Source organism: Streptomyces sp. Edi4, assembly GCF_040253615.1.
GTDB lineage: Bacteria > Actinomycetota > Actinomycetes > Streptomycetales > Streptomycetaceae > Streptomyces.
Map to the genome: position 1 here is coordinate 3,126,180 of NZ_JBEJGY010000004.1, position 15,605 is coordinate 3,141,784.

12 protein-coding genes are annotated in these 15,605 nt (G+C 71.2%); 3 read left to right on the forward strand and 9 right to left on the reverse strand.

Going from position 1 to position 15,605, the window contains the following annotated elements; genetic code table 11:
• Positions 1-783 precede the first annotated feature (783 nt).
• Together ABR738_RS16285 and ABR738_RS16290 are read right to left on the reverse strand one after the other, a co-directional pair.
• A complete protein-coding gene (locus tag ABR738_RS16285) occupies positions 784-1,491 on the reverse strand; it encodes an HAD family hydrolase (protein WP_350230699.1) in 708 nt (235 codons plus the stop codon).
• 91 nt (positions 1,492-1,582) lie between these two features.
• Positions 1,583-2,089: a DUF6912 family protein gene (locus tag ABR738_RS16290; protein WP_350230700.1), complete on the reverse strand. Its 507-nt coding sequence runs from the start codon at positions 2,087-2,089 to the stop codon at positions 1,583-1,585.
• Positions 2,090-2,368: 279 nt separating this feature from the next.
• Between ABR738_RS16290 and ABR738_RS16295 the strand changes: the two genes are divergently transcribed.
• The gene (locus ABR738_RS16295; protein ID WP_350230701.1) at positions 2,369-2,776 is read left to right on the forward strand and encodes an Rv3235 family protein; all 408 of its coding nucleotides are present in this window, start codon (positions 2,369-2,371) and stop codon (positions 2,774-2,776) included.
• A 378-nt stretch (positions 2,777-3,154) separates the two neighbouring features.
• Here the strand turns inward: ABR738_RS16295 and secA are convergent, their stop codons facing one another.
• Positions 3,155-5,980, reverse strand: a complete 2,826-nt coding sequence (gene secA, locus ABR738_RS16300; RefSeq protein ID WP_350230702.1) for a preprotein translocase subunit SecA — start codon at positions 5,978-5,980, stop codon at positions 3,155-3,157.
• A 198-nt stretch (positions 5,981-6,178) separates the two neighbouring features.
• Between secA and ABR738_RS16305 the strand changes: the two genes are divergently transcribed.
• Both ABR738_RS16305 and ABR738_RS16310 read left to right on the forward strand, forming a co-directional pair.
• Positions 6,179-6,751: a GNAT family N-acetyltransferase gene (locus ABR738_RS16305; protein WP_350230703.1), complete on the forward strand. Its 573-nt coding sequence runs from the start codon at positions 6,179-6,181 to the stop codon at positions 6,749-6,751.
• A gap of 120 nt (positions 6,752-6,871) precedes the next feature.
• A complete protein-coding gene (locus ABR738_RS16310) occupies positions 6,872-8,035 on the forward strand; it encodes a winged helix-turn-helix domain-containing protein (protein WP_350230704.1) in 1,164 nt (387 codons plus the stop codon).
• 21 nt (positions 8,036-8,056) lie between these two features.
• Here the strand turns inward: ABR738_RS16310 and ABR738_RS16315 are convergent, their stop codons facing one another.
• The 6 genes from ABR738_RS16315 to mtrA form a co-directional block, all read right to left on the reverse strand.
• Positions 8,057-8,812, reverse strand: a complete 756-nt coding sequence (locus tag ABR738_RS16315) for a response regulator (RefSeq protein WP_350230705.1) — start codon at positions 8,810-8,812, stop codon at positions 8,057-8,059.
• Between the two features lie 249 nt (positions 8,813-9,061).
• Complete coding sequence (hpf, locus tag ABR738_RS16320) at positions 9,062-9,751, reverse strand: ribosome hibernation-promoting factor, HPF/YfiA family (RefSeq protein ID WP_350230706.1); 690 nt, start codon at positions 9,749-9,751, stop codon at positions 9,062-9,064.
• Positions 9,752-10,068: 317 nt separating this feature from the next.
• The gene (locus ABR738_RS16325) at positions 10,069-10,905 is read right to left on the reverse strand and encodes a ComF family protein (RefSeq protein WP_350230707.1); all 837 of its coding nucleotides are present in this window, start codon (positions 10,903-10,905) and stop codon (positions 10,069-10,071) included.
• 113 nt (positions 10,906-11,018) lie between these two features.
• On the reverse strand, positions 11,019-12,920 hold the full coding sequence (locus tag ABR738_RS16330) for an LpqB family beta-propeller domain-containing protein (protein ID WP_502964094.1): 1,902 nt from the start codon (positions 12,918-12,920) through the stop codon (positions 11,019-11,021).
• Positions 12,910-14,910, reverse strand: a complete 2,001-nt coding sequence (mtrB, locus tag ABR738_RS16335; RefSeq protein WP_350230708.1) for an MtrAB system histidine kinase MtrB — start codon at positions 14,908-14,910, stop codon at positions 12,910-12,912. Before mtrB ends, ABR738_RS16330 begins: the two co-directional genes overlap by 11 nt.
• Before the next feature lies 1 nt (position 14,911).
• Positions 14,912-15,601 carry a two-component system response regulator MtrA gene (mtrA, locus tag ABR738_RS16340; protein ID WP_189389435.1) on the reverse strand — a complete coding sequence of 230 codons (690 nt, stop codon included), beginning with the start codon at positions 15,599-15,601 and terminating at the stop codon, positions 14,912-14,914.
• Positions 15,602-15,605 lie beyond the last annotated feature (4 nt).

Here is a 15,605-nt window from a genome sequence, read left to right on the forward strand (position 1 = left end):
ACCCGGGCGCATACCGGCCAATTGTGTGGCTGGGGGCCTTGATTCCGGGTGGGGGGAATCAGCGACTGCCCGGGCACGGTCGTGCGCCGGGCGCAGGGCAGAGGCATCAGTGCCTCCGCGACATATCGCGCTGATCACGGGACTAGGCTATCGCTCCTGGGCCCCGGATCGTCATGAGCCTCTTGTGTACAAAAGCGGGCCTCAGAGTTGGACACTCTGGACAGCGCACCCGGCGACGGCCGTCTCCATGGCCCGTCGCCGAGGCGCGAGCAACGACGTGAACCAGCCGCTGAGGGGCCCCCGGCCTCGTCCGGCCCGATCCCGCCCGGTCTCCCCCGGCCCGGCCTGCCCCGACCCTGTCTCTTCCCGGCCCGGGTCTGCCCTCACCCGGTCCTCTCGGGTCCGGTCTGCCCTGGCCCGAGTCTGCTCGGCTCGGTCTCCTCCCGCCCGGGTCTGCCCTGGCCCGGTCTTCTCCGACCCGGTCCGGCCCCGCCCGGTTCGGCCGCCCGGTTCGGCCGTACGGTTCGGCTGCCCGGCCCGGCCTGCCCCAGCCCCGGTCTACTTCGGCCCGGTCTTCCGGTCCGGTCCGGTCCGCCCATACGGCCCGGCCTGCCCCAGCCCCGGTCTACTTCGGCCCGGTCTTCCGGTCGGGTCCGCCCGTGCGGCCCGGTCTGCCCCAGCCCCGGTCTGCCCCGGCTGTACCGCCCGGCCCGTCCCTCCCGTCCCGCCCAGCCAGGGCGCCGCCCCAGACGTCGCCGGTCTGCTAAGACGTCGCTCCCGAGCTCAGCCGACCAGTTCTTCCGCGACGGCCACCGCCTCCGCGAGGGTGTCGACGACTGGGACGCCCGCGACCGTGAGGCTGACCCGGCTGTGGGAGCCGCCGGTGAACAGCACCGCCCGCGCCCCCACGGCGGCCGCCGCCACCGCGTCGTCCACCGCGTCCCCGATCACCACGATCCGCTCGCCCGATATCTCCGGGTCGGCCGCCCGCAGCGCGGTCAGATGGCGCACCATGTGCTCGGCCTTGCTGCCGTGCGAGGGTCCCGTGCGCCCGTCGACCCGCAGGAAGTGCTCGGTGATGCCGTGCCGGCGCACGATCGGCACCAGGTGCTCGTGCGGCGCCATGGACAGCAGCGACTGGCCGCGCCCCGCCCTTTGGCGCGCGGCAAGGAGCTCGGCGGCGCCCTCGGTGAGCCCGCAGGCATCCGCCCTGGCCCAGTACTGCTCGTGGAAGGCCGCGTCCATGACCAGCCACTCCGCGTCCGTGGGCAGCCGGCCCATCAGCCGCTGGTAGAACACCGGGATCGGCACGCAGTACAGGTCGCGGTAGCGCTCCAGCGTGATCGGCGCCATGCCGAGCTGCGCGAACGCGGCGTTGGTCGCCTCAATGACCGCGGCGATGTCGTCGAGCAGCGTGCCGTTCCAGTCCCAGACGAGATGCGCCGGGCGCTTTCCCGTCTTCTGCGTGCCGTTCCCCATGACGAACCCCATGACAAAAAAGTACCCACCCCCACTGACAATCGAGCACGGCGCAGGCCGTGACGTCGGCCCGCGACGCCCGGGCGGCGGGCGTACGCGCAGGTCAGGCGATCAGGTTGGGGATCTCCTGCACCCCGAACCACAGCAGCTCGTGGTCCTCGGCGCCGTCCAGCGTGAACTGGGCGTCGTCGTCGCCGTGGTCGGCGGCGCCGAGCGCGTCGGCCGCAGCCGTCACATCGGCCACCGCGTCCTCGGCGTCCACGTGGACGGCGGCCGCCCTCGCCAGCGCCACCGAGGTCTCGATCCGCACTTCGCCGACCGAGCTCGCGTCCAGCGCCCGGTCCGGGTCGGCGGTCGCAGCGTTGTCGGGCACATCGGCGGCGATCACGACCCGGCGTCTTGGCGTGCCGGGCTCCCCGGCGAGCAGCCGCAGCGAGGCGGCGGCCGCCCGGTTGAGCGCCGCGTACTCCAGTTCCTCGATGTCGTCGGACACGTACCACTCGCGCAGGCCGGGCGTGACGGCGTAGGCGGTGAGCGGCCCGGGGCCGAGCTCTCCGGCACGGTGCGCCGTCGCGAGACCGGAGATGGTCAGGGGTACGTACACGCGCATGAGGGACCGCTCTCTTCTCGTCGTCTCATCGGGTCGGGAGACGGCTTCAGGATACGCGCGGGAGTCCCCCTTCGAGCTGCCGGTGTCCGCCCGGTGTCCCTTCCCCGCGAAGCCGGTCAGCACCGCCGCCACCTGGGAAGACGTGCCCCGCGCTCACTCGGATAGGTGAAGGGCCGCGCCCCCTCGGCTCCCCCGGCGCGGTCCTTGCGGGCCCTCCCGCCGCCCCCGTACAAGGTCCCCAACACACGTTACTCACTGGTATCGAAGGAGGCGGCAGCCATGAGCAGGACCACGACAGGACCGGCGGGGCGCGGCGATCAGCGTGGGCCCGGGAGCACCGGAACCCGCGGGCCACGGCGGCTCACTCCGCATGAACTGTTCGCGCACAAGCTGCTCGCCGTGCTCAGCGGCGAACGCCCGGTGCACTGGATGCTGGGCCTGACCGTCGGAGAGGCGTACGAGCAACTGGTGCGGCTCGCCCCGGGCACGCCCTTCCGCACCCGGGGCGCCCGCCCCGTCGTACGGTCCTGCCGCGCGGCCCCGCCGGCCCGGGGCATCGTCGAGGTGGCCGCCTGCATCGCGGCCGGCGAGCAGGTGCGCGCCATGGCCTTCCGCCTGGAGCGGGGAGCGGACCTGCGCTGGCGCTGCGCGGCGGTCGAACTCGGCGGTGAGCGGGTGCGGGGATGACGGGTGCGGGCCAGGCCGGCGGCGTGGCCAGGCAGCGGGCGGGCGACCGTGGCGAGCCCGGCGCCCTTCCGCCGCCCCGGAACAGCGAAGGGCCCGGCACGAAGGGCCCGCCACGGCGGGGAGCCCGGCACAGCGGAGGGGCCCGGCACGGCAAAGGGCCCGGCATGGCGGAGCCCGGCGCTGCGAAGCGCCCGGCACGGCGGAGGGGCCCGGCACAGCGGAGGGGCCCGGCACAGCGGAGGGGCCCGGCACAGCGGAGGGGCCCGGCACAGCGGAGGGCACGCCACGGCTAAGAGCCCGGCACGGCAAAGGGCCCCGCGCCGTCCGGGACGTTCGTGTCCCAGCCCGGTGCCGGGCCCTCGCCGGTGTGCCGACCGCTTACTTCTTGCGGCGGCGACCACCCGCCGTCTTCTGCGCCTTGCGGCGCTCCGCGCGGGTCATGCCGTCGGACTCCGAGCGGGCCGGCTCGTCGTCACCGTTGTCGAAGTCGCCCTCGACGATGCCGCCCTCGCCGTCCACCGTCGGCGCCGAGAAGTGCAGCCGGTCCGGGCGCTGCGGGGCGTCCAGGCCCTTGGCCCGGATCTCCGGACGCGCGGCCGGGATGGTGTCCTCCTTGGTGAGCGAGGGCGCGTCGGCGGGCGCGGCGTCCACGACCGGGACCTCCTCGACCTGCTGCTCGACCTGGACCTCCAGGTTGAACAGGTAGCCGACCGACTCCTCCTTGATGCCCTCCATCATGGCGTTGAACATGTCGAAGCCCTCGCGCTGGTACTCCACCAGCGGGTCCTTCTGCGCCATGGCCCGCAGGCCGATGCCCTCCTGGAGGTAGTCCATCTCGTACAGGTGCTCACGCCACTTGCGGTCGAGCACCGACAGGACCACGCGGCGCTCCAGCTCGCGCATGATGTCGGAGCCCAGCTGCTCCTCGCGGGCGGCGTACTGCTCGTGGATGTCGTCCTTGACGGACTCGGCGATGAACTCGGCGGTGATGCCCGCGCGGTCTCCCGCCGCGTCCTCCAGCTCCTCCACGGTGACCTTCACCGGGTAGAGCTGCTTGAAGGCGCCCCACAGCCGGTCCAGGTCCCACTCCTCGGCGAAGCCCTCGACGGTCTCGGCCTGAATGTAGGCGTCGATCGTGTCGTCCATGAAGTGCCTGACCTGCTCGTGCAGGTCCTCGCCCTCAAGGACGCGGCGGCGCTCGCCGTAGATGACCTCGCGCTGGCGGTTCAGCACCTCGTCGTACTTCAGGACGTTCTTGCGGGTCTCGAAATTCTGCTGCTCGACCTGCGACTGAGCCGAGGCGATCGCGCGCGTGACCATCTTGTTCTCGATCGGCACGTCGTCCGGCACGTTGGCCATCGCCATGACGCGCTCGACCATCTGGGCCTTGAACAGGCGCATCAGGTCGTCCCCGAGCGACAGGTAGAAGCGGGACTCGCCGGGGTCGCCCTGACGGCCGGAGCGGCCGCGCAGCTGGTTGTCGATACGGCGCGACTCGTGGCGCTCGGTGCCGAGCACATACAGGCCGCCGAGCTCCTTGACCTCTTCGAACTCGGCCTTGACGGCCTGCTCGGCCTTCTCCAGGGCGGCGGGCAGCGCGGCAGCCCACTCCTCGACGTGCTCGACCGGGTCGAGGCCCGCCTGGCGCAGCTCCGCCTCGGCCAGGTCGTCGGGGTTGCCGCCGAGCTTGATGTCGGTGCCTCGTCCGGCCATGTTGGTGGCGACGGTGACGGCGCCCTTGCGGCCGGCCTGGGCGACGATGGTCGCCTCCCGGTCGTGCTGCTTGGCGTTGAGCACTTCGTGCTGGATGCCGCGCTTGGAGAGCTGCTGCGACAGGTACTCCGACTTCTCGACCGAGGTGGTGCCGACCAGGATCGGCTGGCCCTTCTCGTGCTTCTCGGCGATGTCGTCGACGACCGCGTCGAACTTGGCGACCTCGGTGCGGTAGATCAGGTCCGACTGGTCCTTGCGGACCATGGGCCGGTTCGTCGGGATCGGCACGACGCCCAGCTTGTAGATCTGGTGGAACTCGGCGGCCTCGGTCATCGCCGTACCGGTCATGCCCGACAGCTTGGAGTAGAGGCGGAAGAAGTTCTGGAGGGTGATCGTGGCGAGCGTCTGGTTCTCGTCCTTGATGTCCACCCCTTCCTTCGCCTCGATGGCCTGGTGCATGCCCTCGTTGTAGCGGCGGCCGGCGAGGATACGGCCGGTGTGCTCGTCGACGATCATGACTTCGCCGTCGATGACGACGTAGTCCTTGTCCTTCTTGAACAGTTCCTTCGCCTTGATGGCGTTGTTCAGGTATCCGACGAGCGGGGTGTTGACCGACTCGTAGAGGTTGTCGATGCCCAGCCAGTCCTCGACCTTGGCGACGCCCGGCTCGTGGATGGCGACCGTGCGCTTCTTCTCGTCGACCTCGTAGTCGCCGGTCTCCTCGATGCCCTTGAGCGGGTTGCCCGGCTCGCCCTTGGTCAGGCGCGTCACCAGCTTGGCGAAGTCGCCGTACCACTTGGTGGCCTGGTCGGCGGGGCCGGAGATGATCAGCGGCGTACGCGCCTCGTCCACCAGAATCGAGTCGACCTCGTCGACGATCGCGAAGTTGTGGCCGCGCTGGACGAGCTCGTCCTGGGACCACGCCATGTTGTCGCGCAGGTAGTCGAAGCCGAACTCGTTGTTCGTGCCGTACGTGATGTCGCAGTTGTACTGGGCACGGCGCTCGGCGGGCGACATGTTGGCGAGGATGCAGCCGACCTCGAGACCGAGGAACTTGTGCACCCGGCCCATCATTTCGGAGTCGCGCTCGGCCAGGTAGTCGTTGACCGTGATCAGGTGGACGCCCTTGCCGGACAGCGCGTTGAGGTAGGCCGGCAGCGTGCCGACGAGGGTCTTGCCCTCACCGGTCTTCATCTCCGCGACGTAGCCGAGGTGCAGGGCGGCGCCACCCATCATCTGGACGTCGTAGTGACGCTGGCCGAGGACGCGCTTGGCCGCCTCACGCACGGTCGCGAAAGCTTCGGGGAGCAGGTCGTCCAGGCTCTCGCCGTTCGCGTACCGCTCCTTGTACTCGTCGGTGAGGGCTCGCAGCTCGGCGTCGGAGAGGTTGACGAAGTCCTCTTCGATGGAGTTGACCTGGTCCGCGATGCGGTGCAGCTTGCGCAGGATCTTGCCTTCGCCTGCACGCATGATCTTTGAGAGGACGGACACGGGGGTTGGTCTCCTTGCCGGTCGGGCCTGGCGCGGTCGAGTGGCTATGGGTGTGGATACAGCAACGGTCATCGTATGCGAGGACCCGGCCGCGCCGGGAGGTCTGCTGTTACGACAACGGACAGGACTGTCCGAAGGTGCCGGGCTGAGGGGGAAAAGGGGTGGCCGTGCCCGCCGGGACCCCCGGAGAATCGGGCGATGGAACCCACCACGCTGACCAGCGAGCGCCTGCTTCTGCGTCCGCTCGGCCCCCAGGACATCAACGCGGTTTACGAAGCCGCCCAGGACCCGGCGATCCAGCGCTGGACGACCATCCCCTCCCCTTATGCGCGCTCCGACGCCGAAACCTTCGCCGGGAAGATCGCTCCGCAGGCCTGGCGGGACGGCACCGAGTACTGTTTCGCGATCTTCCCCAGGGGCGGCGGTCCGCTGCTCGGCGTGATGGGCGTCATGGCGCGCGGCCGGGGCGGAGCCGAGATCGGCTTCTGGGCGGCGGCCGGCCACCGGGGCCACGGCTATGTGACGGAGGCCGTGCTGCTGCTCGCCCGCTGGGCGTTCACCCAGATCGGGGTCGACCGTCTCGAGTGGCGGGCCGAGGTCGGCAACACCGCCTCGCGAGCCGTCGCCGAGCGGGCCGGGTTCACCATCGAGGGCGTCCTGCGCGCGGGCACGGTCAACAAGGGCACCCGGCGCGATGCCTGGGTCGGCTCCCTGCTCCCCTCCGATCTCGGCCTGCCCTCCACGCTGCCGCATCTGCCCGCGCGGGCCTGAGCGTCATCTGCCCGCGCGGCGACGGCCGTTGCCCGTGGACGTGGGCCCGGGCCCGCCCCCGCCCACGCGCACCCGCCCACCCCTGGGGCGCTGTCAGTGGCGGCCACTATCGTGCGGAGCATGACCAGCCTGCCGCTCCCCGCCGTCGAACTGTCCGCCGACGAGGCCCGCCGGATCGCCCTGCGCGCGCAGGGTTTCCTGGGCGCGCCCGACCGCAGGGGCGGAGTGCGCGCAGTGCTGCGCCACCTCGGCGCGGTCCAGCTCGACACCATCTCCGTGCTCGCCCGCTCGCACGAGCTCGTCGCCTACGCCCGCCTCGGCGCGGTGGGCCGCAAGGCCGTCGAAGAGGCGTACTGGAGCGGCGGCCACGCCTTTGAGTACTGGTCGCACGCGGCCTGCGTCCTGCCCATCGAGGAGTGGCCGCACTTCGCCTTCCGCCGCCGCGCCTACCGCGCGCGCCCGCACTGGAACCACGACTTGCCGCAGAGCACCTACGAGCAGGTGATCAAGCAGCTGCGCGCCGAGGGCCCGCTCACCGCGACGGACCTGGGCGGTGCCAAGAACAAGGGCGAGTGGTGGGACTGGTCGGCCACCAAGATCGCCGTCGAGCGCGCCCTGATGTACGGCGAGGTGGTCTGCACCGAGCGGCGCGGCTGGAAGCGGGTCTACGACCTGGCCGAGCGCGCGATTCCGGACGCGCTGCTGCACGACGATCTGGACGACACCGAATGCCTGCGCCGGCTGGTGCGGCTCGCGGGCCAGTCCCTCGGCGTCGGCACGCGCACGGACATCGCGGACTACCACCGCCTCAAGGGTGAACAGTTCGACGCGGTGGTCGCCGATTCCGGCCTGGTCCCGGTGACCGTGCGGGGCTGGTCCAAGCCCGCGTGGGCCGATCCTCAGGCGCTGGCCTCCGTGCCGCGCGGCCGTCACCGCACCACGCTGCTCTCGCCGTTCGACTCGCTGGTGTGGGAGCGGGCCCGGGCCGAGCGGATCTTCGGCTTCACCCACCGCCTGGAGGCCTACGTCCCCAAACCCCGCCGGATCCACGGGTACTTCGCGATGCCGCTGCTGTCCGGCGGCAAGCTGATCGGCCGGGTCGATCCGGCACGCGAGGGCCGCACCCTGGTCGCCAAGCAGGTCTCCCTGGAGTCGCCCAAAGCCGTCGGGCCCATGGCCGAGGCGCTGCGGGAGGCGGCCCAGTGGGTGGACTGCGACGCCGTACGGATCGAGCGGGCCGGGACGCCTCAGGAGACGGCGGCGCTCACCGCGGCGCTCACGTGAGGGCCACGGCTTCGGCGCCGGTCATCTGATTTCGAGGATCTTCTCGCGCATCGCGTAGACCACCGCCTCCATCCTGGAGTGCAGTTGCAGCTTCTCCAGGATGTTGCGCACATGGTTCTTCACGGTGTTCTCGGAGATGAACAGCTGCTTGGCGATGTCACGGTTGTTCATCCCGGTCGCTACGAGCTTGAGCACTTCGAGTTCCCGGTCGGTGAGCCGGGGCGCGGGCACCAGGCGGCGCTCGTCGGTGCGCTGGATCATCGACTTGAACTCGGTGAGCAGCTTGGAGGCCATCGACGGGCTGATCTGCGACTGGCCGTCGGCCACCGCCCGGATCGCGGTCGCCACCTCGTCGGTGGAGATCTCCTTCAGGAGATAGCCGGTCGCGCCGGCCTTGATCGCGTCATAGAGGTCGGCCTCCTCGTCGCTGATCGTCAGCATGATGATCTTCGCGCTGGGGGCCACCTCCTTGATGGAGGTGCAGGCCTCGATGCCGCCGCGCCGGGGCATGCGCACGTCCATCAGGACGATGTCGGGCAGCAGATCGGCCGCCTTGTCCACCGCCTCCGCGCCGTCCCCGGCCTCGCCGACGACCTGGATGTCCTCCTCGGCGGCCAGCACGATCTCAAGGCCCCGGCGGAAGAGGGCGTGGTCGTCCACGACCAGGACGCGGATGGGCTCCTCGCGCGAGCCGCCCATGCCGCTGTCGCAGCCGTCCCCACCGCTCGGGCTGTCCGCGTGGGAACCGTGGTGCACCGGCCCGAAGCTGTCCGCCATCGTTCCTCCCCCTGAAGGCCGTGGCCCGAGTTGGTGTGCTGCACCAACCACGCTCCGGGGAGGCGGGGTTGGCGTGCGACGCCATGATTTCATGCCCGGCCCTCAGAAAGGCGATTCCGTGGTCGCACGGTGGTGCCCCTGGGGGCGCACAGACGCTCCAGGGGCACCATCATCCGTGGATACGGCACGCCGTCCGCCGTTGTTCAGCGCGTCGGCCGGCGCGTTCACCCGTGGTCCTTCCCGGCGGGATCAGCCGCCCAGAGCGCCGCCCGCGCCACTCGCGTCCTCGCCGGCGAGCGGGTCGGTCTCCAGGCGGATGACGCCGTAGTCGTACGCGTGCCGCCGATAGACGACACTGGGCTGCTTGGTCTCGGAGTCGACGAACAGATAGAAGTCGTGCCCGACCAGCTCCATCTCGTAGAGCGCCTGGTCAAGCGTCACGGGAGCCGCGGTGTGTGTCTTCTCGCGCACCACCAGCGGTCCTTCGCCCTGCACTTCGAGCGAGCCGATCCTGGTGGTGGGGACGCGGTCCTCATCCGCGGTGGCCACGAGCTCGCCGTTTCCGTCCAGCTGCGCCACGCCCGGAACGGCGTCGACGACCTCGGCGGCCGAGAGCCGCCCGTTGCCGCGGCGGGTGTAACGCTTGTCGTGCTGCTTGCGCAGCCGCGCCTCCAGCTTGCCGGTCGCCAGGTCGAGCGCCGCGTACGGGTCCGCTGCCGCCGCTTCGGCCCGGATCACCGGGCCTCGCGAGTGGAGGGTGATCTCCACCCGGTCCGAGCGGTCCGCCTGCCGCGGGTTGTGCTCCTTGGACACCTCGACGTCCAGGCTGATTACCTTGCCGTCGAGCTTCTGGATCTTCTCCAGCTTCAGCTTCTCGGCCACGTGCTTGCGGAACCGCTCGGGCACCTCGGTCTTGCGGCCCTTGACGACGATGTCCACGCAGAACTCCGTTCCCGGATCACTCCGCCTCAACGCGGAGTTGCTCCCTTTTGCACCAGACCCCGGTGATAGTGCCGGAGCCTCGGACTCGGTGACGTATCACCTCCTCCTCCCCCGTCGAGAAGATCCCCACCCCACCTCGTCGGGTGGTAAGTGAAAACGCGCCGGAGCTCAGCCGTGCATTAAGTGAACGGGCTTTCGCCATTCCTCACCACCGAACATAGCTCGCCCGACGCGATGTCGGCACCCGCTACTGGAACGTACCTCCAGTCAGGTGTTTCCGCTCTCTCACTACCTGCAACGATGCAAGTTCTCGGTCAGTTCCGGTTTATCGCGAACGATTCCGGAGTGGCCGCGACAACCGCGGCCAGGACCCGCCGAGGACCCGCATGCCACTGCGCATCCCCGCTTCTTCGCCGATGATGCGCGGATCCGGGCGGTGAAATTCCCGGAATTCTCTGCCTGAGGCATCCATCTTCTTCGCCTTCTCCGCGGTAACCCATACCGGGTTCCCGTACCCGCCCTGCGGCAACCGCCCGCGCGGCCTCCACCAGGGACGCGCCCGTGGTCATCAGATCGTCCACCAGGACCACGCTGCCGCCCTCCAGGAGCCGCGCCCCGCCGCCCGCCACCCTCAGGGCGCCCGCCAGATTCGCGAGCCTCTGCGGCGCGCTCAGCCCCGCCTGGTCGGCCACCGCGCGGCCCTGGCGCAGGACCGGCGCCACCCGGGCGTCCGTCCCCGTCCTGCGCAGCTCTCCGGCGGCGGCCAGCGCCATCCTGCGGGTCGCGTCATGGCCCCGGGCCCGTACCGCGCGGCGCGACGACGGCACGGGGACCAGCACCAACTGCCCCCGCGCGCAGGGGCCGGCGGCCGCCCGCACCGCGCCCGCCAGCGCCCGCCCGAGCACCCCGGCCAGACCGAGGGCGCCGCGCTCCTTGTGACCGAGCAGCACCGCGCGCACCGCGTCCTCGTACCGCGCCGCCGCGTACACCTCGGGCAGCCCGGCCGGCTCGGGCGCCGGACGCACCCGCCGCGCCGGCCCGTCCAGCAGCGCCGCCCGGCACCGCCCGCACAGCGCCGTACGCTGCCTGCCGCAGCCGCCGCAGGAAGCCGGCAGCACCAGGCCGGAGAACTCCCGCCACCACCCCCGCATGAGTCCACTGTGCCCACACCGCCGCGCCCCGGCCACCCCTGTGGACAACCGGGGGGACCGTCAGGCGGAGCAGGCGGGTGCCGGGGGCGCTGGGCGTCGCGTCCCCGGACCGACTAGCCCGGGTAGGCCGGCGCCGAGCCCTTCTTCACCGCCGTCTTCCAGTTCGCACCCGGCGGCAGCCGGACGATGCCGTCCTCCTGCGAGTGGGCCACCAACGGCATCCGGTCGTCGTCGGTGGCGGCGACATCCGTGACCTTGTTGACGCTGGGCAGGGTGCCGGCCGCCGAGGTGGAACCGTCGGTCTGCACGTAACGCAGCTGCTGCGAGACCCCGCCGGCCTCCTTGCCGACCACCACCAGGCGGCTGCGTCCGGCCCAGGACACCGCCGTCACGTCCTCCATCTGCGGGGCGGCAGGCCGTAGTTCGACCACCGAGATCACGTTCTTGCCGCCCTGTGCGGTCCGCTCGACCCGGCCGATCCGCAGCGTCGTACGGCCGCCGTCGGACACCAGCAGCGCGGCCCGCACCCCGTCCGCCGACATCCGCACCTGCTGCACTCGCGCGCCGCCGAGACCGGCGACGTCCACCGTCTCCGGTGAGCCCGAGCCCTGCACAAGGCGCAGCAGACGAGGCCTCGCCGGGTCACGGTCGGCCACCCACAAATCGCCTCTCCCGTCCCAACTCGGCGCCGACAGGCCCCCGTTGACGTCCTTGTCGGCGCTGGTCACCGACGTCCGCACCAGTTCGCCGCCGGCCGCGAGCGGAGCCACGAACAGCGACTTGCCGTCCGCCGACACCCCGGCCGCGCGCTTCTCGTCCCGCGAGACGGCGACCGTACGCACCTGTTGCTCGCCCTTGCCGAACGGGCCCTGCACCGGCTCCGTGACCGCCGTGGAGTCCGTGTCGTCGGAGCCGTCCACGCCACTGCCCGAGCCGCCGCTACCGCTGTCGGCGCGCATGCGCTCCACATGGCCCCCGGCGTCCACGAAGTACTGTCCGGGACTTGTCGACATGCGGTCGGGCGCGTACGTCTCGGCCTGGTCGCCGCTGAGTACGCACAACTGGGATCCATTGGCACGGTCGAGCTCCACGGAGCCGACCCGAGTGGTCGTCAGATCCCGCACGGTGAACAGGAGTTGGGCCGCCATCCGCTTGCACACCGCTTCACCGGCGTTGGACGCGCGCTCATTCAGGGGAACCTTCAGCGCGTTGCGGTCGTCAAGGGCGAGCGACTTGGTGTCGCTCTTCAGCGACGTGCCCGAGGGAAACTTCGATGTGACGACCGGTTCCAGCCAACTGGTGGGGCCGTCGAGGACCGACTGCACCGTCTGCGTGATGAGGTTCATCTGCGTCTCGGGATCGGTGCGCTGGCGCACGTACACCGGGTCGGCGACCAGACGGTCCTGGCCCGCAGCGAAGTAGTACTTGTTGACGGAACGGTAGATCCGCTGGAAGTCCGACTGCCCGAGCAGCAGTCCCTGCGGCAGCGCGTCGATGCGCCACTCCCGGCCAGACCCGTCCGGGCCGCTCTGGCGGACCAGGTGGATGGTCTGGGTGTACGTCTCCTGCGGCTTGGCCGGCTGGTAGGCGCGCTGCTTGTCGACGAGGGCGACACGCTTGCCGGAGACGGTGAAGGTGAAGCCGCTGGAGTCCGCGCCCCGGTCGCTGGAGCGGTTGGCCTGCGGGTCGGGGCCGTCGGCCAGGACGGTGACCTGGTCGGCCCGCCAGTCCTTGGCGGCCTTCGTGGTCAGATACTGACGAGCCATCGCGAACTGCGGATCATCGCTGGTCATCGCCTCGAGGAAGCCCGCGACGATCTCATTGGGCTCGGCCCCGGGCCGTGGCGGCACCGCGTAGACCTGCACCTGCGAGTCGGCCCGCTGGGACGCCGAGACCGAGTGCACGTCACCGCTGCTCGGCATGGACGCGCAGCCCGACACGAGCAGCGAGCCGCAGCCCAGCGCCACCACTGGCCCCAGCAGCTTGCCGCGGGCCCTCCCCCGGTCAGCGCCCACGGGCCGATCCCTCCTGGTCAGTCGCTTCGGCGAACCGTTCGGGGCCCGCCATGCCCTCGCCGCGCTCGGTGCCCGCCCGCGCGCCCTGCTCGGCGTCACCCAGCCGCGTCACCACCCGGCCCCCGCCGCCTCCTGGCAGCCCCGCAGGGCTCGCGGCCGGACCCGAGGTGCGCGGGCGCGCAGGGGCCGTGGGCGGCACGGGCAGCGTCGAACGGTCCACGCGCGGCGTCGGGACGGTGGAGAGCCGGTTGCCCTGTGCCTGACCGGCCGCCGCCTCGGCCTTGGCGCGCTCACGGGCGGCCCGTGAGTCCTCAGGCTCCAGCGGTATGGGCGATCCGCGCAGCGGCTCATCGGCGGTACGCGGCAGCGTCAGACGGAACTGGGAGCCTCCGCCCGGCTCGCCCCAGGCCTGGAGCCAGCCGCCGTGCAGCCGCGCGTCCTCGACGGCGATCGACAGGCCGAGGCCGGTACCGCCGGTGGTGCGGGCGCGGGCCGGGTCGGCCCGCCAGAAGCGGTTGAACACGCGGGTCGCCTCGCCGGGCTTGAGCCCCACACCGTAGTCCCGCACCGCCACCGCGACGGCGCCCGAGGCCGCCGCGAGGCGCACCACGACGTCCCTGCCCTCGCCGTGCTCCACGGCGTTGACCACCAGGTTGCGCAGCACCCGCTCGACGCGGCGGGCATCGGCCTCGGCCACCACGGGCTGCTCGTCGCCGGACACGCGTATCCGGGTGCCCTTGCACTGGGCCAGCGGCTCGGCGCCCTCGATCACCCGGCGTACGACTTCCCGCAGGTCTATCGGCTCGGCCTCGAGGGCCGCCGCGCCCGCGTCGAACCGGCTGATCTCCAGGAGGTCGGCGAGCAGCGACTCGAACCGGTCGAGCTGCCCCGCCAGCAGCTCCGCCGAGCGCGCCGTGACCGGGTCGAAGTCGGCCCGGGCCTCATGGATGACGTCGGCCGCCATCCGTACGGTCGTCAACGGGGTGCGCAGCTCGTGGGAGACGTCGGACACGAACCGGCGCTGCATCCGCGACAGCTCCTCCAGCTGGTTGATCTTGAGCTGGAGGTTCTGCGCCATCTTGTTGAAGGCCTCGCCGAGGCGGGCGATGTCGTCCTCGCCCGTGACCTTCATGCGCTCTCTGAGGACGCCGGTGGACAGCCGTTCGGCCACCCCCGCCGCCATCCGCACCGGCGTCACCACCTGGCGCACCACGAGCCAGGCGATCGCCCCGAGCAGGACGACGACGAACAGCCCGGCGGTCGCCAGGGTCGTCTTGACCAGGGTGAGCGACTTCTCCTCCTGCACCAGCGGGAAGAGGTAGTACAGCTGATAGGACTGCCCGTCGACGTCCTTGAGCCGGGTCCCCACCACGAGCCCGGGCTCGGCCTCCTGGCCGTCGGTGAACTTGATCGAGGTGTACGTCTTGAACGCGCCGGTGCCCCCGTCGACATCGTCCCGCAGGGCCTGCGGCACGCTCGCCCGGGGATCGACGAACCCGGAGGCGCGCGGCCCCCGGTTGCTGGACGCCGAGTCGGAGGACGCCGAGCCGAGGGCGACGACGTAGAACGCGCCCTGGCCACTGCTGGCGAGCTGGGTGACCAGATCGTTGCGCCAGCTCACCGATGAACCGGAGCCGCGCCCGCCCGGGGCGGAGTCGTCGGCGCCGGACGAGACGGGCGTGCCCGCCTTGTCCTTCGCCACCGCGAATCCTCCGGCGGACTGGCTCTCGGCGGCCTTCTCCTTGGTCTCAAGAAGGCCGTTGCGCACCGCGCCGATGACCACGAAGCCGAGCAGCAGCACCACGCCGAGCGACATCAGCAGCGTGGTCGCGACCACGCGGAGCTGGATGTTGCGCCGCCACAGCCGCGCGGCGGGCAGCAGCGGGCGCCGCAGCCAGCGCACGACGAGCCGCAGCACCGGACCGCCGGGCGCTCCGTCCTGGAGCAACCGGCCGCCCCAGGACGTCTTGCGCCCAGCCACTTGGGTCATCTCAGCTCGGTCCTGCCTTGTAACCGACGCCACGGACGGTCACCACGATCTCCGGCCGCTCGGGGTCCTTCTCGACCTTCGAGCGCAGCCGCTGGACATGCACATTGACCAGGCGGGTGTCCGCCGCGTGGCGGTACCCCCAGACCTGTTCGAGGAGTACTTCACGAGTGAACACCTGCCACGGCTTGCGAGCCAGTGCGACCAGCAGGTCGAACTCCAGCGGGGTCAGCGCGATCGACTGCCCGTCCCGCTTCACCGAGTGTCCGGCCACGTCGATCACCAGATCGCCGATGGCGAGCTGCTCCGGCGCGGGCTCCTCAGACCTGCGCAGCCTCGCCCGGATCCGGGCGACCAGTTCCTTGGGCTTGAACGGCTTGACGATGTAGTCGTCGGCCCCGGACTCCAGGCCGACCACCACGTCCACGGTGTCGCTCTTGGCGGTGAGCATGACGATCGGCACACCCGACTCGGCCCTGATCAGCCTGCACACCTCGATGCCGTCCCGTCCGGGCAGCATGAGATCGAGCAGCACCAGGTCGGGCTTGGCGTCACGGAATGCCGCCAGTGCCTTGTCGCCATCCGCTACGAACGACGGCTCAAAACCTTCTCCACGCAACACAATGCCGAGCATCTCGGCCAGTGCGGTGTCGTCGTCGACGACAAGGACGCGTCCCTTCATAAACGTCATCATCCCA